The organism is Rivularia sp. PCC 7116 (assembly GCF_000316665.1).
Taxonomy (GTDB): Bacteria; Cyanobacteriota; Cyanobacteriia; order Cyanobacteriales; family Nostocaceae; genus Rivularia.
Map to the genome: position 1 here is coordinate 957008 of NC_019678.1, position 22978 is coordinate 979985.

Here is a 22978-nt window from a genome sequence, read left to right on the forward strand (position 1 = left end):
GAGATAAGCGATATGAGTTCTCAAAAATTCTGTAACTAAAATAGGTTTAAAGTAGGCAATTCAACATAAGTTACGAATATTACTTGACGAAACTCTTTCTGAAGAGGTATGTATTAATTGCCGGTACATGGTACCAAGATGATTGCTCGGTTGTTGTTTAAGCTGCTTGCAGATCGAGTCGGATTGAGTTATATTCACACCACTTGAGAATCTATATACACTACCGGCAAATTACACAACTGTGTTAATTATTAAGCGCCTGAATATAGCAAAGGCAGAGTTAGAAAATATTCTAACTAATAGCTAATAGCTTAACGGTAATGGTATTTGGGTATAAGTAACGATAGTAGCAGTAAATTTTAAAAATTAATTGTTTGCTATCAGTTTTGGATACAAGAAAGGCAATATGATTTTTAGGCTTATAACAAGTAAGATCTATATCCTAATTTTCACTCAACGATAGCGTAGGTTATAAGTTGATTAAAAACGGGAAACCTAAATCTCATCTATATGTAGACTAAACCTGCTTCAGTTACAGTTACTTTTGAGGTCATATTCTATTAATGTTATTGGAGATACACAATCTGAAAAAGCCAATTTTCCGTAATTCATACTTTGAATTTTTAGTAGACTCAAATCTTCTTTCATCAAAGCGGGTAGTATTGTAAGCAATCACCTTTGTGTATTGACAATGATGTATTGTGAATTACAATTACTTATTTCCAGATTGTGCTTCTATTCTCAGAAGAAACATAATAATAGTTTGTAAAGATAAAAAAATGCCATCCGGGGTTAAAATCTTTCTGAACAACAAAAATAAATGCAACAAATTCAATTATTTAATATGAAATCAAATATACAGGGTTTGTATCAGTACAAGTAAATTCATCGGTACGATACGTGCGTGTTAATAGTGTTAATGGTGTGGTGTGGTGTCAGAGGAAAATAAGATGGTAAGTGCAGTAGATTTTAACGGTAGACCATTTCATTTCATTGGTGTAGGCGGTATAGGTATGTCGGCTTTGGCATATATACTTGCTCAAAAGGGATTTCGGGTTAGTGGTTCAGATGTTCGGCCAAATCATATTACTCACAAATTAGAATCAATTGGAGTTAATTTTTTTGGTAAACAAGAAGCAGCGAATCTGAAATTTTTTGATCGAGATTTACAACAAGAACAGTTAAGAGGTGTTAGCGAAGCATCTACACCTCAAGTAGTTTGTTCAACTGCAATTAATGCCTCGAACGCAGAATATAAAGCAGCATTAGAAAATGGCTGCCCAATTTTTCATCGTTCTGATATATTGGCAGCATTAATATCTCAGTACAATAGTATTGCTGTTGCTGGAACTCATGGTAAGACTACTACTAGTAGTATGATTGGGTATATGCTGCTAAAAGCTGGCGTAGACCCGACAATTATTGTTGGTGGAGAAGTGAAAGCTTGGGAAGGTAATGCTCGTTTGGGACAAAGTCCTTATTTAGTTGCTGAGGCTGACGAATCGGACGGTTCTTTGATAAAGCATTCTCCGGAAATTGGTATTATTACCAATATAGAATTGGATCATCCAGACCACTACGATACATTGGATGAAGTAGTAGATATTTTTCAAAGATTTACAAGTCAATGTAAAACTTTAGTTGCTTGTATTGATTGCGAAACAGTACGCGAGCGCTTCCAACCTCATATCAGCTATAGTCTTAATTCGGAAAGCGGTGCAGACTATTATGCGACAAATATCGACTATCGCGCCGACGGTACCACATCTTTAGTTTGGGAAAAAGGTATCGCTCTGGGAGTATTAAACTTAAGTGTATTAGGTCATCATAATTTAAGTAATGCCTTAGCAGCAGTAGCGGTTGGTAGAGCATTAGGATTAGAATTTGGCGAAATTGCCAGAGGTTTAGCTACCTTTGAAGGTGCTCGAAGACGCTTCGAGTTTCGCGGAGAAGTTGATGGTATTACATTTATAGATGACTACGCACATCACCCCAGTGAGTTAAGTGCAACTTTAGCTGCTGCAAGATTGCAAGCAAGACCGGGACAACGAGTAGTTGCAATATTTCAACCACACCGTTATAGCCGTACTCAAGCATTCTTGGCTGAATTTGCCACATCTTTCAGTCATGCGGATCTAGTAGTTCTAACCGATATCTATAGTGCAGGAGAACCAAATACTGGTTTAATTAGTGGTGAAAAGCTGGCAGCAGAAGTTGCCAAAAACCACTCGAATGTCGAATATCAGGCAACTTTAGCCAACGTTCGCGAATACTTAGAGCAAAGCTTGCGTCCGGGAGATTTAGCATTATTCCTAGGTGCTGGAAACTTGAACCAGACAATTCCTCAAATTATCGAATCTATAAACCAACCAGCGCAAGCCACATCTTAATAGGAAAGACTTTCCGATTTTATGCGGGGTGAACTAATACCTATGTATTTTCGTTTATCCCCTTAAATATTGTCTATGTCGGACAATTAGTTAATTGCTAAACTGGAAAACCGTATGACTACGGTAGTATCGCGTTAAAATCTATTGAATTCTGGTAAATATGACCATTTCCCAGGCGGCTGATAATGTCTGTAAAGTTTCTAACGTTACCACCAATCATAAAGAAATGAAAGCGGACGCAAATAAAGAAGGAATTTCTTTGAACGGTAATGACTGCATTATAAAGCCCCAAGTCTCTTTATCTTCCTACACATCTTACAGAGTTGGTGGCCCTGCCCAATGGTATGTTGCTCCGCGCTCTAATAAATCTTTGCAGGCCAGCGTCGAATATGCTAGAGAACACGAGCTACCAATAACAGTACTTGGTGCTGGTTCTAACTTATTGGTAAGCGACAACGGCATACCCGGTTTGGTTATCGCTACTCGCCATATGCGTTATAGCGATTATGACCCCGAAACTGGTAGAGCTACATTTGCTGCCGGGGAATCAATTCCTGCTTTAGCATATGCTATTGCAGAACGTGGTTGGGAAGGTTTTGAATGGGCAGTTGGCATTCCCGGAACCATTGGTGGTGCTGTAGTCATGAATGCTGGGGCACACAATAGCTGTATTGCAGATATCTTAGTCAGCGTCGAGGTACTAACTCCTGACGGCATTCTGCAAACTATGACTCGTGAAGAATTGAACTACAGCTACCGTACCTCGGTACTGCAAGGAAGTAACTTAATAGTTACTCAAGCAACTTTACAGCTTCAGCCGGGAGCAGATCCAGCCGAAGTAACAGCAACAACGAAGCAACACAAGAAACATCGGCTAGCCACTCAACCTTATCATTTACCTAGTTGCGGCAGCGTGTTTCGCAATCCGAAACCTCATTCAGCGGGCAGGTTAATCGAAGAGGCAGGTCTCAAAGGCTTTAAAATCGGACAAGCGCAAGTAGCACAACTCCACGCTAATTTTATTGTTAACTGTGGAGGAGCTAGTGCCAACGATGTGTTTAATCTCATTCGTCATGTCCAGCATCAAGTACAAGAACGCTGGTCAATTGCATTACACCCAGAAGTAAAAATGTTAGGAGAATTCCAAGCTGCCTAATTGAACCCGCGCTATTGGGCAAGAATCGGAAGAAGATAGATTCTTGATTTAAAATATAATCAAAAATCTTGAATATTCAATTTCCGACATTCAATTGGGTGCATCACCCCAAGATAAAAAACTATCAAATTACACGACGCATCTATAATTGAATTTGATTTGTTATTGAAAGCACACGCTGACTATTTATTATGACGGGAAAAGGACAAGGGTTTGGCTTTGGTTTAGGAAAAATGAAGGAATTAGCTGAAGCCTTCAAAAAAGCTCAGCAGGTTCAAGAAGGAGCCAAGCAACTCCAAGAAGAATTGGAGCAGATGGAAATCCAGGGAGAATCTGGTGGTGGAATGGTAAAAGTGATTCTTAGTGGTAACCAAGAACCAAAACGAGTAGAAATTTCTCCTGATGCAATGAATGAAGGAGCAGAAGTTCTTTCTGACTTAGTTACCGCAGCAATGACAGATGCTTACAATAAGTCCACTGCTACCATGCGCGATCGCATGGAGGATTTGACTAGTGGATTAGAACTTCCCGGATTTTAATTAAAGCGGTTCTTCAGCATTCTAGAATGCTAGAAATTGCAAAACTGTTGACGGGAATACTGATTGGATTATGGCTTATAAGCTGCTGTTTGTCTGCTTGGGTAACATTTGTCGTTCGCCAACCGCAGAAAATGTCATGAATCACTTGGTAGAAAAAGCTGATTTAAGTAATTCTATCAACTGTGATTCCGCCGGAACATCAAGCTATCACATCGGTAGTCCGCCTGATTCTCGTATGAGTGCTGCTGCGAGTAATCTTCTAGGAATAAAACTTCGCGGAAATGCACGAGCCTTTAAATCATCCGATTTTGAAAATTTCGATTTGATTTTGGCTATGGATAAGCAGAACTATCGCGATATTCTTTCAATGGATTCAAGTGGAGAATATCAAGATAAAGTCCGCTTGATGTGTGACTATTGTCGCACTCACTCTCTTAAAGAAGTTCCAGACCCTTATTATGGGGGAACGGAAGGCTTCAACGAAGTTGTCAATTTGCTTATTGATGCTTGTGGTGGTCTTTTGGAAGACATTTGTCCTATGTCCTCCGGACAGGCTTAGCCGCACGCCGAAGGTGTGAACGACAACACAAGACTCAAGTAAATTTTTAGAAATTCAACATCAATTCTCAACTTAAAGTTAAGAGTTATAGCTTATAACTCTTAACTTTTTAATTTTGCGCTCTAAGTTATTTAAATAACAAACCATTTACCTCTTTAGCACGTTCTACTAATGCAATCAAAGTTTGCCGTTGTTGAACGTGCTGCTCAATTTCTCTAAATTCCGACCATACTTTGCAGGATTCTTTACGAAGAAAAATTCGCCATTCTAATTTTGCATCTTTGCTACGAAGAACTCCATCGACAAATTCTTCAAGCATAAAATAAGCATCAGTAGAAGGTTCGCAAAGAATTTGATTTAAGGCTTGTTCGGAGCTATCGGTTGCTTGTTGATATAGTTTATGTAGCAAATTTAAAATTTGTTTTTCAACATGTAATTCATTTTTTGCTTGTTGCTCTGACAAGTTCATTGCTTCCGATACCGATAGTTTGCTATTATCTGGTTTGAGTTTATCTATATTAATTCTTACGAGACGTATTATCCTTCCTGCATTAGAAACATCGAAATCATACAGCTTTTGAAAAGCTAGTTTTAGATTGCTAGAATTATCGGGAAGAAGATTGTATATATATTGGAGAAAATCTATCTCTTGAGAACTTGCAAGTTCACCCAAATGGGATTTGAGGATTTTTATGGCTAAATTTTTGCGGTTGTCTAATGCATGCTGCATTTCTTTATCCAAAGATAAGAAATTACTTAAAAAATTAGTGCGGATTTCGTGTAAAAATTCGCTATAAGCAGTATCATAAGATCCAAATAAATGACGACGTTCGGCAATTTCTTCACAGGTAGTAGGAATTCCCTTGCCCGTTTGACATTTTTGAATTACATTTTTAACTTTTTCTGCAAATTCTTGGTCTAAATTATATTGATTTTCTTTTAATTCTGCGAGTAAATTTTCTAAGTCATTTGTTAATTTTCGCCAAAACTGTTCAAACAGTTGTTCAAACAATAAATCTTCATCACCATATCTTGTTAAAGCCAAACTAGCTTTGTCTAACTCAATACTAATATTTCTATGAATTTGGTTTAGTTGTTGTTCGCACTCCTGTCTATATTCCTTTTCAATTGACTCTACATTCTCAACTAAATAATTGAGAATCGGCTCTAAAACTTGATTAAAAACCTCTTGAGAATTGGAACAATCGGCAATAATACACTTTGCAACTCGGATTGGCGTTTCTTTTAATTCTGCTTGTAATTTCTGGCAACGATAACTGTTATCGCCACCTTCCACGCCATTTCTGGTGCGGTTAAGAATCATAAAAGAACATTTGGAGAGAGGAAACTTGGATAAAGCATCGCGAGCAATTTGATAAAGTTTCAGATGTGCTTCTCCCCAAACCGCATTAGGTTCTGGTCTGCGAACAAATAAGATAATATCGGCTTCTTCTGAGAGAATTTTAATTAACCGTTTTGCTTCGATTAAATTTGTATCTCCCAAACCTGGTAAATCTAATAGAGAAATCTGACCTACATCTTTGTAGGGGAAAGAACAAAATATTTCAACTTCTTTAACTGCTAAATAATTAACAATTTTATCGCCGTTTTTATCGGTAGCATCTTGGGTAATATATCGCGGAATTTCTGATTCAGCAATTTCTACAGGCGGAGATTCAAGTAAATGGCGATATTTGTTGACGTTAGAATAATAATCTTTACGCAGATGACCGTATCTAGCTTTGTCAAATTCGCTATTCTTCTTATTCAAAGGTAGAGAAGGAGGAGGAGTACGAGCAAATTCCTCAACGGTTACAGGCTTTTGATCTAGATCCAAAGTTTCGTAGTAAGGAGCAAGCACTTGAGCGTGAAATTCTTTTGGTGAATAGAAATTTACCTTAGCTGTTGCTTTTTGTAATCCAGGTTGATGAACAATTTTGCTTAATGTACCCGTACAGTAACCCTCACTACCATCGGGAATTACTCGATCGCTAAGTCCGGTTAAACTTTGCAACAATAGGCTTTTACCTTGCCTAGCATAACCAATAACCGCAATATTTATCGTATTTCGAGTACAGCGGTAGTGTATTTTTTCAAGTACATTTAATAAATTATCAATCCGATTGATTACTTCAAAATCAATTTCTTGCAAACGTCTAACAGAAATAGCGTTAACACTACTTGCAGCAAATTCAGATTGGTAATTTTTTAAATTAATAAGTGCTAGTTTACAAGCTTCTAGATTTGCTCGATCGCGTTCGATTCTGATACCAAATCTTTGCCGTTGTCGAATAAACGCATTTATACATTTAGTTCTATGTGTATTAGTTTGGATAGTTTCCATATAAAAAAGGGGAACTGTGAATGATAACTAGCTCGTATAAAAATTTCACTTCAAGTTAAAACTTCTTTGAATCAATGTAGTGGGAACATTTTTCTTTTAGCTGTCCCCCCTTTTCCATAAAAGAGTCATGCATTTTTAATTTTGAATCAACTAAAACCTTAAACATCAACTTGATAACAATACCGATGTAATTGAAGAAAAGCAGTAAAACAACTGACCTAATGCAGGAAAATTCTCTATAAAGATGTCAATCGTAAGTTAGAAGCGCTTATTGTCATAGTTCGCTAATGTAATGAGAAACAGCTTTAAAATCGAGAAAACTGCCGTGGTTCCAATTAGAGACAATAATCCGATTTCCATAACACCTTATGTTACTTATGGACTAATTGCCGTCAATGTCTTAGCTTTTCTGTACGAATCGAGTTTACCCCCCCAGTTTTTGGACGGTTTTCTTCATTTGTTTGCTGTAGTGCCCCGAGAATTAAGTTACAGTTTTGCCGGGGTTTCGATAAATCAACCCGTCCCCGAATGGTTAACTTTGATCACTTCCCAGTTTTTGCATGGTGGTTTACTACACCTGGGCGGCAATATGCTATTTTTGTGGATTTTTGGTAATAACGTTGAAGAAAAATTAGGCTACATAAAATATTTAATTTTTTACTTAGCTTGCGGTGTGTTGGCATCTTTAGCTCAATGGTATTTTTCCCAAGGTTCCACTATTCCTTCTTTGGGTGCTAGTGGTGCAATAGCTGGTGTAATGGGGGCTTACATTATCCGTTTTCCTAAAGCAGAAGTTATTGGTGTTGTACCCTTAGGCATATTTTTTCCTACTTTCCGAGTACCTGCATACTTCTTTTTGGGATTTTGGTTTATTCAGCAAGCCTTTTATGGTGTTTCTAGTTTAGGAATGCCTACTAATATCGGTATGGAAAGTGGTGGAATTGCTTACTGGGCACATGCTGGCGGTTTTGTTGTGGGAGCAATTCTCGGTCCAATCTTAGGTTTATTTAGCGATAAATCGACCGATGAATCTTGGTAGTTAGTTAGGATTTTATATTTTTTCCTTGTCTACCAATCCCCAATTTTCTATATTTGATTAAATATTGGCGGGTTGAAATACTCTATACTTAGCAACTGTAAGCCCTACAGGTTATAGTGCAGTTGTTAACCACAACAGAAAACATCAGTGTTTCCTCTATACGACGAAAACCCAACGCGAATCACTCCCTTCGTAACCTACGGTTTGATTGGCATTAATGTTTTAGTATTTCTTCACGAATTTAGGCTCTCAAATGTCGAATTAGAGCAATTTTTTCAACTGTATGCAGTAATACCGCAACAGTTAAGTACTAGCTTTGCTGGTGGAGTGATTAATCAACCAGTACCAGAATGGGCGACTTTGTTTACATCGCAGTTCTTACATGGTGGTTGGTGGCACCTTATTTCCAATATGGTGTTTCTTTGGGTTTTTGGTAACAATATTGAAGATCGTTTAGGTCATTTCAAATATATAATCTTTTACTTAGCTTGCGGGGCTTTAGCTGCTTTATGCCAGTGGTTTATTGGCATGAATTCTGCTATCCCTTCATTAGGTGCTTCTGGTGCAATTTCTGGAGTCTTAGGTGCTTATCTTATCCGCTTTCCTCAAGCTTTGGTCAACACATTTATTTTCCTTGGTATCTTTATAACTACCCTTAGAGTTCCAGCATGGGTGTTGATCGGAGTTTACATTGTCCAGAATGTCGTATCTGGTCTTGCTGATTTACAAAGAACCGCCAACATGACTATAGAAACAGGTGGAGTAGCTTATTGGGCACACATTGGTGGGTTTGTATTTGGATTACTTTTAGGCCCATTGCTCGGTTTATTTAATGATGATTATTAACTAAAGTAACAAGTTAATAATTATTTTCTCTTTATCTGCCCTTCTCCCTAATTACGATGAACTCCCGTCGAATACTCTTCTTCTTCGGGATATAAAATTTCATCTGCTTCTTCTTCAAAACGAGATGTTGGTTCTTCAATAGTTAAATTTATATCAGCACCATTGATAACTGCTCCCAACAAACCCATCTCAGACTCAACTAATTCGTCAATAGCTTCACCCAATATATTTTCTTGGGTGTAATTTGGTCGAGTTACCATTATCATACCGTCGCTATAAGGATGAATTAGCAAGGCATCGTTTGATAACCCTAAAGGAGTTGTATCCAAAATTACTAGATCGAATCGTTCTCTAGCATCTTCCATTAGTCTCCTGAGTTCGCTAGATTCTAAAACTGCTGCTGATTGGCGTAAAGGTCCAGGACTCGGTACAATATACAAATTTTCTATATCTGGAACCAGGCGAATGCATTCGCTGCTGCCATAGTAGCGTAAGGGTTCGACGTTGGCATCTGGGTCAAGATTGACATTTAGCGATTCGCAACGAGATTGCGATCGCAAATCTGTTTCGATAATTAATGTTCGTTTACCCGCACGAGCGGAAGCTATTCCCAAATTGTAAGCACTTGTGGTTTTACCTTCCAAACTACTAGTACTTGTAATCAGTACCACTTTGACTTTTCTGCCGCCAATCCGACGCAGGTTAGAACGGAATTTTTCTAAAATTTCCATGTAAGGAGATTCGGCAGAAAGCACTACCGGAACAAGCTCTTCGTCTGTTTCTTCAACTGACATGATAGGCAATTCAGCAAGTAGCAAAACTTCTCGTTGTTTGAGTGCATTGCGAATATCTTCTTTTGTTTTGAAAGTACCTTCCAAAGAGCCCAATAAAAAGATAACACCACCGCCAATTAATAAACCTAAGAAACCACCTATACCTAAAGTTACAGGTATACTCTGAGAAGAGGTTGGTTGTGGTATAACCACTGGTGGTTGAGTAATCGCTAAAGTACTTACAGTTTCCGCTTCAGCTGTTTTAGCATCTGCCAATTTGGCTTGCATCTGGTCGTAGACTGCTTTTTTTAAAGTGACCTGCTGCAATAAGCGAGAACGTTCTAATTGCTTATTGGGTATTAAAGCGTAATCTCGCTGAAGTCTGGCTTCTTCTTGCACCAAATCAATTAATTGTCTTTGTAAAGTTTCCCGTTGAGTTTGTAAAGCCACTAATTGATTTGCTAATTGCTGTCGGGCGGGGTCTAAATTGCTTTGAGCGCGGACTCCAGAAACATTGGGAAGGGGAGCAGTGTTTCCACCACCACCAACTACTTCAGCCGCGCGTTCTTGTAGTAGTCGTTCGTAAGCTTGTTTTTGACGGCGAAACTGAACCATAGTGGGGTGAGTCGGACGTAGATCTTTTCTCAAAATCTCCATCTGCGATTCAACTTGATAAATCTGGCTGCGTAGATTGGCGATAATTGGATCTGCACTTAAAGCTGAAGAAGTATATGCTTGCTGAGCGCTTAACCCTAGTCTTTGTTGCAAACTACGAATCTGGGCATCAATACCAGAAACAGCTAGTTTGATTTGCCTTTGTTGATTTTGGCTACTGGTGATACCGCTTAGCAAACTGCCATTTTCAGCAGCCAGAATTGCCGGACGCTCTATCTTATCGTATTGTTCGAGTTTCTTCTCAGCCTCTTGCAACTCTTGACTAACTTTTGGTAGCCTTTCTTCAATTTTATCAATAATCTTCTGCAATCGACCGCTATTAATATCTCCACTCAATTGCACCATTGCTTGCATTAAAGCAAACACTATTTGTTGCGCTCTTTTAGCTTCGGTATCTAGATATTTAATCGTAATAGCACCAGCACTTAACTGACCATCCATTCCAACTTCAGGGACGCTTACCGAAAGACTGCTACCTATTTTTTTTGGTTTTACATTGACTTTTTCTGCTACAGCTTCAATTATTTTGTCTTGTGTTAAAACTTCTTTTGATAATGCCAAACCTTTTTGCTGAATTTCACTACCGGTGGCCGAAAAGCTAACCGGCGGACTAGTGTAAGCTAAGGCACCATTAGCAACGAATTTGCGTGGTGGTTCTGGTTGTACGGCTAATATAGTTGAACCCGCAACAACTAAACCAAAACTCGCTAATCCTATCCATTTGTATTTTTCAAAAGCAATTAGATAGCGCTTAACAATTGGTGGAGTCATGGCAAAGGTAGATACAAACAGAATTTACAGGATACAGGAGGTATAAAAGTTAATTTATATTGGTATTTAGAAGGTGAAGGCTTCAAAAAAGCGAACAAAGGACTGAACATCAATGAAAGGTCTGGTAACATTTGAAAGAAAGTTGGTAATTTTACCAATTAAATTTCGACCGACAACTATTACATCGTTGTCTTGCAATGCCACGTTTTGAGAGGCATCTCCTCTAAATGCCTTTCTGGCGTTTAGTTTTTGGGTTACTGCTGTGCCTTGTTCGGGATCGAAGCGTACTAAAGCAATATCTTTTAGATCGGAACGATCAATACTTACACTTCCTAAAGCATCAATAAAATTACTGCCATTGGGTAAATTTTGAGTAATTATTCCCCCAGCAGCATAATTTAAGACACGAACTCTAATTACAGGCTGTGCTAAAGTTGAACGTGAAACCACGTTACGGTCATAACCATCATCCATAGCTAATTCACGGCGCGGAATGATTATTGAGTCTCCATCTTGTAAGCGCAGAGTCGGGAAACTTCCGCCAGAAAGCAAGGGAGTATAAAAATCTATATTTTGCGAGACTACTGAACCATCTATGAGCTTGCGACGTACCTGAATTTGTCGTAAATCTGCCGTTTGAGTTGACCCTCCAGCAGTCCGCAACACATCAAGAATGCGGGGCAATGCTGGATTAACAGCATAAACTCCAGGTCTAGTGATTTCTCCGGCTACATTTACTTGAATTGGTCGCGGTGACAATAAAGAAACGGTGGCAACAGGATCTACTTGAATAGGTTCTAAACCCAAACGAATTTTTTCTTGCGCTTCTTCTAAAGTTAAACCTTTTACCGAAATCTTTCCTAATCTAGGTACTGTGATGTTACCTTCTATATCTACTGGCGCTTGAAAATTTAAAGGAGGACGTTGTGCGACTAATGCTAAAGTAACGCTCGGTTCAACAACAAAACGATTCAAGACATTACGAATTTTTGCTTGAGCTTGTTCTAAGGTTAAACCTTGGAGGGATACTGTTCCAGCCAAAGGGACTATAACGTTTCCCTGGCGATTAATCGATGCTTGAAAGCTCAAATCGGGGAAACGCTGTACTATCACAGTAATTGCATCTCCCGTTCCCAAACGGTAACGACCTTCGGGTGATTCCACAAGTATGCCGATTAAGTCGCCCGTTCCTAGAAGATATCTAGTGAATTGAGGCGAAATTTCTCCATCATCACTTAAGGGAGACGGAGATAGAAACTCCTGCTCCGGCGGAGGTGCTAGAAGTGGTTCGACTGGATCTGATTGTGGAAGTCGTTGTTTTTGCGGTATCTGAGCAAAAATAGGTTGGGAAGCTGTTGCTAAAAAAACACTTATTTGAAGACTAGCAACACAAAAGGCATTAAATGCACGCATATGAAGTAATCGAGCTATAAACATCTGTGCTTCACAATCGCCGATCGAAGGCGTAAAAATGGAAAAATGCCCCTTTATAAAATACTGAAATTATCTATTATTTATATATTATTTTATACTTTGATTCACCCTCTATTGTCTAAAATACTGTTAAAACAAAAAATATCCAGATTTTATTCAAGTATTAAAATTAAACAATCTAGTTTGCACTGTTTCACCAATAGACTTTACTTGTTCCCAGGTTGTTTCAACTTCCCCTAAAGGCTCCATTGGAATAAATAAGCTAACAGCAACCCAGGGAACGCGCTGCTTATGCCACTGTGCAAACTGGTCTGCCCAGAACCAATTTAAAGGAGAAAAATGCCCACCGTTGGGCATTGCATACCACTGCAAAGCTGCAAAAGTTTGTTGTTTGCTATGGGCACGGAAAAATCTTGCTTTCACCTTAGTTTCTTCTTTCACTTGTGGCTGTTTAACAGCGAACTTAGCCTGCCTATACTGAGCAACCTGCCACTCTCCCCACTGCATTCTTCCCCAACTATCAATTTCCGTCCATTCTACCTGGGGTTGGTCTTTGGGACCATTCTGAGGCAATAGAAGCAATATAGCCGTTTGCTTTCCACCGTCTTTTTCCATAATTTGCAAAGACCATTTACCAGAACCGAGCATCTGCTCCTGTTGTTGAGTAATTTTCCAGCCAGGTATAGCTAAACCTGTTTTACGCAACTTCTTTATTTCTCCAAGGTTGATAATGGGTGGTGGCTGTTTCCATTGCCATTTGCCTTCGAGGTATCCTGGTAGTGCCCCTATCGCCAGTAACAGCACTAATAATACAAGTGCTGCCATCTGTAAAAACTGACGCTCCTTAAAAAAACGGGGAAGGGAAATCATTGAATGAAATATTAACTACAAAAGACAAAATTGTACTTTTTATACCGGCTAACTGAGTTCAGTAATTTCAACAGTCCTGCACGTATTGCTGCGGTATTGACAGCAGATTATTACCGTTCGTTACCTTCTAATTCCCGAACCGGGCTTTCGGAAAAATAGCTATCAATCCAGTTAATTACTGGTATTAATACTAGCAACATACAAGCAGAATAGAGGTCTCCACCCCAACTGTCATGCAGCCAATGAAAAGCACCATCTTGTTCGGTAGCGTGAAAAAAGGTTAATAAAGTATTCCGAATTATGTTGGCGGTAACGCTGATAATTACTGCTACAAATAGAAACCAAGAACTTTTACGTTTAGAAGATAAAGTATCGGTCCAAAACAGTAAAATTAAGCCAACATAAATAGTAGTAAACAGCATTTTTAAACCAGCACAATACGGCGCAACTTCTACTATTCGCCCTCTTGCGTATATATTAATTCCATCTACAACTACAGGCAGACCAAACTGATTGAGAATAAACCCGGCAGTTCCGGCAATGAAGCTTTGCAAAGGTAAAGTAAAGGGTGCAATTAAGTAAGGTACAGAATTAGGAGTTGCCAATAAAACTAGTAGTAAAGGAAAACTCTGTAATTTAAAACCTTCAATTCCTTTCAACCACAAACACAATCCAGTTAGTATTACGGGCAAAGAAAGGTTTACCCATTCACCAACACCGCTAACGTAGAAAACTGCTCCCAATGCCAATAAGATGGCTCCAAGGACATGAGTTTTATCTGGTAGTCTTACCCATTGTTTACGATTCATCCAAACTAGATAAGCCGCAAATGGAAAACCAATAATACCATGACTAAAATATTCATGTTCCGTACTTATATTTTTGCTTATCCACCCGTCGTACCAATAATGGACTAAAGGAGCATACAGCAATACTAATATACCTAGTATTATAAAATTAAATATTTGTGGTGAAATTGAACGTCTTACTTGATGCTGAGTTAACATAATTTAAGTTAATTCATATTCTAAAGTTAGATAAAAAGTGGCAGAATTAAATCTATTTATGATTTGTATATCGGATTTTGTATAGCTCTAAATCTAGAGTCAAACTTAGGCTTTGTATAAGTTCAATCAAATTATGGATAAATTTAGTTGAACTCAACTTTCCAGATAGTCGGATTCTACAAAAGTTTCATAGAAAAAACTTTTCTGATTTTAAGCCTAATCTTTACATAAACACTGCCAGTTTAAAATGTTTTATGCCAACCTACATCCGATATCTTTGAAACAATTAAATCAGCTTCTAAATATGCAGAAGCTTACCTTGCTTTTCGCTAACTAATGATGCAATGACAGCTACTACCTCCTTAACCTGACTGCTGGTTAAACCAGGATACATAGGTAAGGATAGTATTTGTTTTGCTAGCTTTTCAGAATGGGGGAAGTCTCCCATTTTATAGCACAAATTGCTAAAAGCTGGCTGGAGATGGCAGGGAATTGGATAGTGAATTCCTGTTTGGATTCCCAAGGCAGCAAGCTTTTCCTGAATTTCTTCCCTTTGTAAAGGACAGGATTCATCTACTTTTATTACATAAAGATGATAAACATGTCCGTCACCACTTTGATTTTCTATGGGAGTAATTCCCATTGATTTCAAAGGTGCTAGTTCGCTATCGTACTGTCTGGCTATTTCCAGACGGTTGGCATTCCACCCTGCTAAATGAGGTAGTTTTTGATGCAGCACTGCTGCTTGTAAAGTATCTAAACGACTATTGGTTCCCGCTTCAACGTGAAAATATTTTTTCGATGCACCATAATTCCGCAAGCGCACCATTTTTTGTGCTACTTCAGTATCTTTTGTTACTAGTATTCCACCGTCACCAAATGCACCCAAATTCTTGCTAGGATAAAAACTATAAGCTGCTGCTATTCCCAAAGAACCTGCTTTGTAACCGTCTCTATGGGCTAAATGTGCTTGTGCTGCATCTTCAAAAATCATTAAATCATGCCTTTGGGCAAAATTAATTAATTCTTGAGGAGACACTACCTGACCGTACAAATGCACTGGAACAATAGCTTTAGTTTTTAATGTAACTGCATTTTCTGCTGCTGCTAAATCTATTAAAGCAGTATTTGGGTCACAATCAACAAAAACTGGTGTCGCACCAGCACGTAGAACTCCAATTAATGTTGCAACAAAAGTATTTGCAGGTAGTATAACCTCCGAGCCCGCACCGATATTACAAGCTTGTAACCCAAGGGCGATCGCATCGGTTCCACAAGCAACTCCAACACCATATTCGGCACCGCAGGCTGAGGCAAATTCTGCCTCAAAATCACTTAGTGCTTTACCTAAAATAAAATCTCCCCGCTCCAATACATCTTCAATAGCTTGCCGCATTTGTTTTTGAATTGATTGATGCTGCAAACTTAAGTCTACAAAAGGAATTTTTACATTTACATCATTCATCTAATTCGTAGCCTCTTTATTTTTTTATACCTGTCTTATCTATTTATGACTAACCACTTAAAAATCAGCAAACGAAAAATGATGAAGGTTGTGTAAATTATTTATCAATTTAATTTTATATCCAGCAACCTTTAATATTTCATTGATGTTTTGCTATTTTTTATATTATTTTGTCTTATCTTTATGATAATTATCTAAGTTGTCTTTTTAGTAATTAATCGCTCAGTGCTTTTGAGGAAGATATTTCACAATAGTTAATTTCCTAAAAGCTCATAAAGAAAGACTTAATTCAATTAAATCCAGGACTAAGGCTGCGCGTCACACAACTCGGGTGGTGCCGTACACTGATTGCTTTATTATTCCCTTAACAATTAATCTGTGTACAAGCACCCTACAGCATAAATGTGCCAGTTGCGACCATTCCTAAAATCAATTAAATAATTTTTTCAATTTGCATCATATTATACATTTGCATTATTACCATAGTTTTTAACTATTTTTATATTTAATAATTAAAAAATCGATAAAAAGTAGATGAAAATACTCAAAACATTTTCATTATCTATGAATAAAATTGACTTTATTCAATCACTTATCTAATTACCATTCATAGTTTTTCCAATGAATACAGACAACAGTGTATCCACTATAAAAAAATATGATTAATAGAAAATTCAGTAGACCTACGGGGACAATTTGATATGCCAATAAATAATAGTTTTAGTTTTTTGTTAAAAGCAAATTATTTTATTTATGAACCATAAGGCATAACAGATATAACCGCAACTTAGTCGATACACCGCCATAGCAGTTTAACTGCTCCAACAATATGCTTTTTATCGGTATGAATTCCCCATGCGATCAAAAAAAATCTAGCAAACTGTTTGTCTAAGGTGAATTTGGGGAATGCTTATGAATAGTAAAGACTTAGAAATAAAAGTTACATGAAATATAGTTTCCAAGAACAATTAAGGTAGCAGTGGTAATGGTAGAGCCTGAAAACAGAATGTTTGCCCAAAAAGATGGTTGGGCAACGCCAGAAAATTTAGAGCAGCAACGGCTTCAAGCTTTATTGAAGTTGGGTTTGCGGCAGCCAGAAACAATCCCGGTTTTTGAGGAAGCGACTCAAACTGCCGCACACTTCCTCGAAGCACCTATTTCAATTCTGGGTTTTATAGATAACGAGCGTCACTGGTTTAAGTCTGCTGTAGGTTTATCACGCTTAGGACTAATGAATCAACTAGCGCAAACCCGCCAACTCTCACGCCAAGAATCTTTCTGTACCCAGGTAGTAGAAAGTTTGCAAATAGTAGCGATTAACGATACTCATAAATTAGAAAAAACAGAACTAGTTACCGGAAAACTAGTACAGGAGTATGGAATTCGTGCCTATGTGGGAGTACCACTTATTGATGCTCAAGGGCATTGTTTGGGCGCATTAGCAGTAATGGATTTAATGCCGCGCAACTTTACAACCCGAGATATCGAATTTTTACAAATAATTGCTCGTTGGAGCATGAGTGAGTTTGAGCGTAATCGCTTGCTGCAAGCCCCTCCAGTAAAAACGGTTTCTTCTAGCAATACTAATAAGCTCGAAGAAGTTACAACTTCGGAAATCAAAATTAGCGCTCCAGCTTTTCAAGACTCAGTTTTTACCAGTCAATTAAAATTACAGCTTTTAGGACAATTGACTCAAGAATTGCGTACTCCTTTAACATCAGTCTTAGGTATGGCTAGTGTTTTAGGGCGAGAAATTTATGGTCCTTTGACAACTAAGCAAAGAGAATATCTAGAAATTATTCAGCATAGCGGTAGATATTTGCTTTCCTTGGTAAATGAGATCTCTGAGTTGGGGGCAATGGATGACACGAATACCGAACTTAACCTGGCTCCCGTTGATATTGAAATGCTTTGCCAGCAAGCTATCAATACTTTGGAAGAAGCAGCAGCCCGTCGAGAGCAAGATATTCGTCTATCTATAGAACCTGGACGAAATCGTATTTTACCTTTAGATAAAGATAAAGTGCGGCAGATTTTGTATCATCTGATTTTCAGTGTGATTCAACTTTCTGCAACGGGTAGTATTGTTAGAATTCATGTTTCTTATAAGGAAGATGCTTTAAACCTGACTATTTGGGTTTCTCATCCTTGGTTAGGAGAAGGAATCACAGAAGTAGATCCCTATTTCCGTCTTTCTCAAATATCTTCTATGGAACTTGCATCCGATATCAACTCAGTATTCAATCAGAATTCTCCAAGCAAAGAAACAGTAAATAGTATGCCTTCGAGAGAGGATAATTTACAAACAACAGAGAATTTTTCTTCTGGTGGAATTGCTGTAGATTCATCTAATAATGAAGAAAAAGCACAGTCTGGTGGAGTTTCTCGCGAAACTTTGGGTTTATTGCTTAGTTGTCAGTTAGCAGAGCTACACGGAGGAGACATCACAATTCAGGGTTCGCCAGAATCGGGATACCGCTACGTACTTTCTTTGCCTATAGATCAAGGCAGCACTGAAGCAATCCCAGATGCATAATCCATGCGGTTATTCATTGCTCTGCCAACAATATGCAGATTAGCATCGAAGCAAAATTTTCGGATTATAGGTAATTTGTAATGATTTATAGGTAAGTGGTAATAGTTAAAGACAAAACTATTACCACAATACTAAAACTGGAAATTATATTAACGATCTCATTCATAATTAAGTTAATAATTTCCTAAATGCAGTCTACATTATTACTTTTTTTGGGCTAAGCACATTATTATTAGTCCAGGATTTTCGCTCGATGCTAATTGACTAAGGCTGGACTTGTATGGATTTCTTTTGGCAACAGTTAACTTTATCTTCCCTTCCCCTGAAGCAGTATATTACTTCGAGCTACTTACACCGTGTTTTAGTCGGACTTGTAAGCTCTTGGCGACAGACTAGCATTTTACTTCGCTGGGGCGACGCGATCGCAGTTGCACTATTAAGTATCGTATATATTCTCGCTCCTTTCGTTTCTAACGGCTTAATAGGTTTACTACTCATAGCTTGCGTCGGATTCTGGCTGTTGCTTACAGCTTCAGATGAACCGGCTAACACTAATGCTACAGGAATTACACCAATACATATACTTGTCTTCTTCTACTGGGGAATTGCGACTGTAGCAACATCACTATCACCAGTAAAGAAAGCAGCATTTGCAGGTTGGACAAAACTAACTTTATATTTGCTGCTGTTTGCCCTTTGTGCGAGGTTACTTAAATCTTCTCGCATTCGTTCTTGGCTTATTACTGTTTTCCTACATGTATCTTTAATTGTTAGCGTTAATGGATTGCGACAATGGTTTTTTGGTGCCAAAGCATTAGCTACTTGGGTAGATCCAGAATCATCTTTATCCAAAACTACTAGGATATATAGTTATTTAGGCAATCCAAACTTACTTGCTGGCTATATCCTTCCTGCGGTTATTCTCAGTTTTATTGCTATTTTCGCATGGCGTAGCAGATTTACTAAAGCTCTTGCATTGACAATGTTTATTGTCAATAGTGCTTGTTTGGTACTTACCTTTAGCCGTGGTGGTTGGATTGGTTTAGTAGTGTCGCTTTTAGTACTTTTAGTATTATTAGTATATTGGTGGAGCATTGACATGGCTCCCTTCTGGCGTACTTGGTCGCTGCCAATTCTGTTAGGAAGTTTGGCAATAGTATCTGCTTTGGCAATATTATTTGTCCCACCCGTGCGAGACAGGGTTTTAAGTATTTTTGCCGGTAGAGGCGATAGCAGTAATAACTTCCGAATCAATGTTTGGATGGCTGCAATAGAAATGATTAAAGACCGTCCGGTAATTGGTATTGGGCCAGGTAATAGTGCATTTAATAAAATTTACCCTCTTTATCAACGCCCTAATTTCACGGCTTTGAGTGCTTATTCCGTTTTTCTAGAAGTAGCTGTGGAAACTGGTTTAATTGGCTTTTTCTGTTTCATTTGGCTGCTAGTTGTCACTTTCAATTCTGGTTTAGTACAGTTAAGACGTTTAAGACTGCAACGAAATGTAGAAGGGTTATGGTTAGTTGCCGGAATTGCCGTTTTGGCGGGAATGCTCGGTCACGGTTTGGTTGATACCGTATGGTACCGTCCCCAAGTAAATACCATATGGTGGTTAATGGTTGGTTTGGTCGCGAGTTACTGGAAACCTTTATCTAAAGCTCAAATGAATCAAATCAATTCCCCGTCTCCTCAACCAACTGCAAATTAACAAACCAAAGGTTAAATAACCTAAAATGACGTAGAGATGTAAAAAGAGACGTACAATTTAACGTCTCTGCATCATTTTTTTATGGTTAACAAATGGTTTACTCCACTAGATTATGTTCCATCGCAAAACGTACTAATTCGGCTCGATTACTGGTATCGGTTTTTCTCAACAAGCTACTTACATATTTTTCTACAGTTCGAGGACTTAAATGAAGGCGATCGCCTATTTCAGCATTGGAAAATCCATGAGTCAAAATCTCTAAAACTTCCCGTTCTCTATTAGTAAGAGATTCATGCAATTGAGTTCTCTGGCGATCGGAAAGTTCGGTTTCATCAATATAATCAGCTTTTTGAAGATTTTCTTGTAATGATGATTTATATTCAGATTGAATAATTTGACTTCGTTCTAAAAGATTATTAATAGCAGCTGCTAACTCTTCAAGTTCAAAAGGTTTAGGTAAATATAAATCGCATCCGGACTGATAGCCCAAAATTCTTTCTTGTGTTTGGGTTCTCGCTGTTAACAAAATAACGGGCAACAAACGAAAATGAACTTGTTGACGCACCTGACGCACAAGTTCGTACCCATTCATTTGCGGCATAATGATGTCGGTCACAATTAAGTCTGGATGGTGTTTATTTACCAAAACCAAACCTTGTTGACCATCGTTAGCTGTGATTACTTGGTAGCCAGATAATTCTAGATAGTCGCTAATAGAAAGACGAGTACCTAAATCATCATCCACTACAAGGATTTTGAAGGGCATAGACCTTACACCCCTAAAACTTTTAAACTTCAGTTCTTGACTTAAATGAGTACTATCGATATAAATTACCTCCGGTACAGTACTCTTATGTTTTATACTATGACAGCATTACCTTGGAATCACTTCCTCAAGACTGAATTTATAAAAAAAATATTAAATCATCAGTATGAAATTTATATTAATAAATATTAACTATTATATCGCATAGTTGAATTGATTTACTCTCAAAAATAAATATAGCAGGAGTTATATTCAATTTATTTTACATACGCCTCTACTACAGCAATAAGTTGAATTTGTCAGGGATTTAACATATTAGCGTTTAGCATTTTTGATTTAACCATAATTACTTTATTAATAAAACTTAAAAAAATTATGCTTACTATAATTCTATTTCTCTGAGTATTTATGCTCAGTAGGATATAGTACATAATCCCTATTGATTTCATTTAATATCTAAAAAATAATCAATACAAGATATTATTTCGTTTTTTATCAAAAATATATAAGATTTTACAGTTGACCTTATTAAGATTTGTGATTGTTTTTGAAATGAATCTCTAGTGGTTAGATGGACTTGATTGCTTAAGACTTATAATTTTTTTGAATAAATTCTTGGGGTTTAATCTTTTTCAGGATGTAGATAATCCTGAAAAATAAATTGAGGAATTAGCCAAAATTTAAGCCAAGCAAAAGCTACTAGACTCACTAATCCAGTCAGCATTAAAGGTAAGCCGAACTGAGTTCTAAATGTATCGGGAAGAATAGCAATTACGGAAATAAGAATGGCAAAATATGCAACTAAAAATACTTGCAAACGCTGTGAATTTTTCAGCGCTTTTCTACAGCTACTACAATTTTGAGTATGTTGTTTGTAACGGTCAAGTAATTGTTGACGGTTTTCATTTATTGTCAACGTACAATTTTGTGGAACTTGGATTCCAACTTCATCCCAAGGAAGCTTACCTTGAGAATATTTATCAAACCAGTTACGAAATTCAATTATTAAGCGATCTGCACTTGTTGGTAGTTGATAAGCAGTTTTCCAACTTTCTTGCGATTGTCTTTCTTGGAGAAAATGCTCTTGTTGATGCAGCAGAATCATGTCACCGTCAAGGACTTTATTTCTAATTTTGATATGACTCCACCAACGCGGTATTATCCGATTGAGATTGGTAGCAAAGTTACGGGTAAATTGGGCGACAATTCTAGATTTACCAGGGTAAGTAGGTATGCAGTAGGTAACAAGTCCGAGTTGCTTACCTTCGTCACCCACACGGATTGTATATTCCAAACGGCAAGGTGGTTCAAAGGTAATAGTGGTTTGAAATCTTCCTGAAGAAGTCGCTTCAATTAAATTTGCTGTTGATTTAACAATTTGGAGGATGACAGGTGAAGCTTGCTCGCGATTACCTTGTACTCCATGATGGGTAAAAGGAACGTGACTAGGATCTGCGACATTTTCAACAAGTGTTTGCCAATCATATTCTAAATCGCGGACGTAAGAAGACCAAACAAAACCTTTATTTGCATCAACTTGAGGTGACAGAGGTAAAGGGGTATCGTTCGCTAATTGTGGAGAATTTGCATCGAGCCAAACCCACAATAAGTCATTTTCTTGACGTACAGGTAAACTAACAGCGCAAAGATTTTTTTGATTTTTCGTAACTAGTTGTGGATTCTCAGCCTGGGGAATGCGGGTACAAATTCCTTCTGCATCAAATTCCCAACCGTGATAGCTGCACATCAAGTTACCGGTTTTTTCATCAACCCTTCCCTCACTCAAAGGTGCGAGACGATGGGGACATTTATCTAAAAATACCCGGTAATCGGATAATTTTGGCTTCCAGATGACTAAACGAAGTCCTAAAACAGTTACTGCTGTTGGTTTTTTGGGGTCAATATCTTCGACAGGGGAAACTGGATACCAATGCCCAAAGAAGTTGAATTCTGATTGCATTCAAAAAAAAGCCAGTAGGGTGCAAGCGTTAAAATAAGATATCTACACAAAAAAATACATTATCCCAAATTGAATCCAGGCAACGTTAAAGTTCGTATTTCTTCATCTAGCGAGCATCGATTAACAGTTGTTCAAGAGCT

At 37.9% G+C, this 22978-nt stretch carries 16 protein-coding genes; 8 read left to right on the forward strand and 8 right to left on the reverse strand.

Annotation, left to right across the window (positions count from 1 at the left end; all coding sequences use genetic code 11):
• Nucleotides 1–950 precede the first annotated feature (950 nt).
• The 4 genes from murC to RIV7116_RS03660 all read left to right on the forward strand — a co-directional run bounded on the left by murC (nt 951) and on the right by RIV7116_RS03660 (nt 4644).
• The gene (gene murC, locus RIV7116_RS03645) at nt 951–2390 is read left to right on the forward strand and encodes a UDP-N-acetylmuramate--L-alanine ligase (RefSeq protein ID WP_015116916.1); all 1440 of its coding nucleotides are present in this window, start codon (nt 951–953) and stop codon (nt 2388–2390) included.
• 160 nt (nt 2391–2550) lie between these two features.
• On the forward strand, nt 2551–3546 hold the full coding sequence (murB, locus tag RIV7116_RS03650; protein ID WP_015116917.1) for a UDP-N-acetylmuramate dehydrogenase: 996 nt from the start codon (nt 2551–2553) through the stop codon (nt 3544–3546).
• Between the two features lie 191 nt (nt 3547–3737).
• Entirely contained in the window at nt 3738–4085 is a 348-nt protein-coding gene (locus RIV7116_RS03655) for a YbaB/EbfC family nucleoid-associated protein (protein WP_015116918.1), read from the forward strand.
• Nucleotides 4086–4155: 70 nt separating this feature from the next.
• A complete protein-coding gene (locus RIV7116_RS03660) occupies nt 4156–4644 on the forward strand; it encodes a low molecular weight protein-tyrosine-phosphatase (RefSeq protein WP_015116919.1) in 489 nt (162 codons plus the stop codon).
• 127 nt (nt 4645–4771) lie between these two features.
• Here RIV7116_RS03660 and RIV7116_RS03665 read toward each other — a convergent pair whose 3' ends face one another.
• The gene (locus tag RIV7116_RS03665; RefSeq protein ID WP_015116920.1) at nt 4772–6988 is read right to left on the reverse strand and encodes a dynamin family protein; all 2217 of its coding nucleotides are present in this window, start codon (nt 6986–6988) and stop codon (nt 4772–4774) included.
• A gap of 325 nt (nt 6989–7313) precedes the next feature.
• On the opposite strand from RIV7116_RS03665, the gene RIV7116_RS03670 reads away from it, so the two are divergent.
• Nucleotides 7314–8027 carry a rhomboid family intramembrane serine protease gene (locus RIV7116_RS03670; RefSeq protein ID WP_044291463.1) on the forward strand — a complete coding sequence of 238 codons (714 nt, stop codon included), beginning with the start codon at nt 7314–7316 and terminating at the stop codon, nt 8025–8027.
• Between the two features lie 147 nt (nt 8028–8174).
• Entirely contained in the window at nt 8175–8873 is a 699-nt protein-coding gene (locus RIV7116_RS03675; protein ID WP_015116922.1) for a rhomboid family intramembrane serine protease, read from the forward strand.
• A gap of 47 nt (nt 8874–8920) precedes the next feature.
• Here RIV7116_RS03675 and RIV7116_RS03680 read toward each other — a convergent pair whose 3' ends face one another.
• From RIV7116_RS03680 to RIV7116_RS03700, 5 genes are all read right to left on the reverse strand, one after another.
• Nucleotides 8921–11092 (reverse strand): tyrosine-protein kinase domain-containing protein, encoded by a 2172-nt coding sequence (locus RIV7116_RS03680; RefSeq protein WP_015116923.1) that lies wholly within the window; start codon nt 11090–11092, stop codon nt 8921–8923.
• A gap of 66 nt (nt 11093–11158) precedes the next feature.
• The gene (locus RIV7116_RS03685) at nt 11159–12505 is read right to left on the reverse strand and encodes a polysaccharide biosynthesis/export family protein (protein ID WP_015116924.1); all 1347 of its coding nucleotides are present in this window, start codon (nt 12503–12505) and stop codon (nt 11159–11161) included.
• A 177-nt stretch (nt 12506–12682) separates the two neighbouring features.
• Nucleotides 12683–13396: a cyanoexosortase B system-associated protein gene (locus RIV7116_RS03690; RefSeq protein WP_015116925.1), complete on the reverse strand. Its 714-nt coding sequence runs from the start codon at nt 13394–13396 to the stop codon at nt 12683–12685.
• A gap of 110 nt (nt 13397–13506) precedes the next feature.
• Nucleotides 13507–14403, reverse strand: coding sequence for a cyanoexosortase B (crtB, locus tag RIV7116_RS03695; protein WP_015116926.1), 897 nt, complete (start codon nt 14401–14403; stop codon nt 13507–13509).
• A gap of 298 nt (nt 14404–14701) precedes the next feature.
• Nucleotides 14702–15868, reverse strand: a complete 1167-nt coding sequence (locus RIV7116_RS03700) for a DegT/DnrJ/EryC1/StrS aminotransferase family protein (RefSeq protein WP_015116927.1) — start codon at nt 15866–15868, stop codon at nt 14702–14704.
• Nucleotides 15869–16853: 985 nt separating this feature from the next.
• On the opposite strand from RIV7116_RS03700, the gene RIV7116_RS03705 reads away from it, so the two are divergent.
• Nucleotides 16854–18404: a GAF domain-containing sensor histidine kinase gene (locus RIV7116_RS03705; RefSeq protein ID WP_015116928.1), complete on the forward strand. Its 1551-nt coding sequence runs from the start codon at nt 16854–16856 to the stop codon at nt 18402–18404.
• A 280-nt stretch (nt 18405–18684) separates the two neighbouring features.
• On the forward strand, nt 18685–20112 hold the full coding sequence (locus RIV7116_RS03710; protein WP_015116929.1) for an IctB family putative bicarbonate transporter: 1428 nt from the start codon (nt 18685–18687) through the stop codon (nt 20110–20112).
• 97 nt (nt 20113–20209) lie between these two features.
• On the opposite strand, the gene RIV7116_RS03715 is transcribed toward RIV7116_RS03710, so the two are convergent.
• Complete coding sequence (locus tag RIV7116_RS03715; RefSeq protein ID WP_015116930.1) at nt 20210–20878, reverse strand: response regulator transcription factor; 669 nt, start codon at nt 20876–20878, stop codon at nt 20210–20212.
• Nucleotides 20879–21500: 622 nt separating this feature from the next.
• Nucleotides 21501–22838 carry a Rieske 2Fe-2S domain-containing protein gene (locus RIV7116_RS03720; protein ID WP_015116931.1) on the reverse strand — a complete coding sequence of 446 codons (1338 nt, stop codon included), beginning with the start codon at nt 22836–22838 and terminating at the stop codon, nt 21501–21503.
• Nucleotides 22839–22978 lie beyond the last annotated feature (140 nt).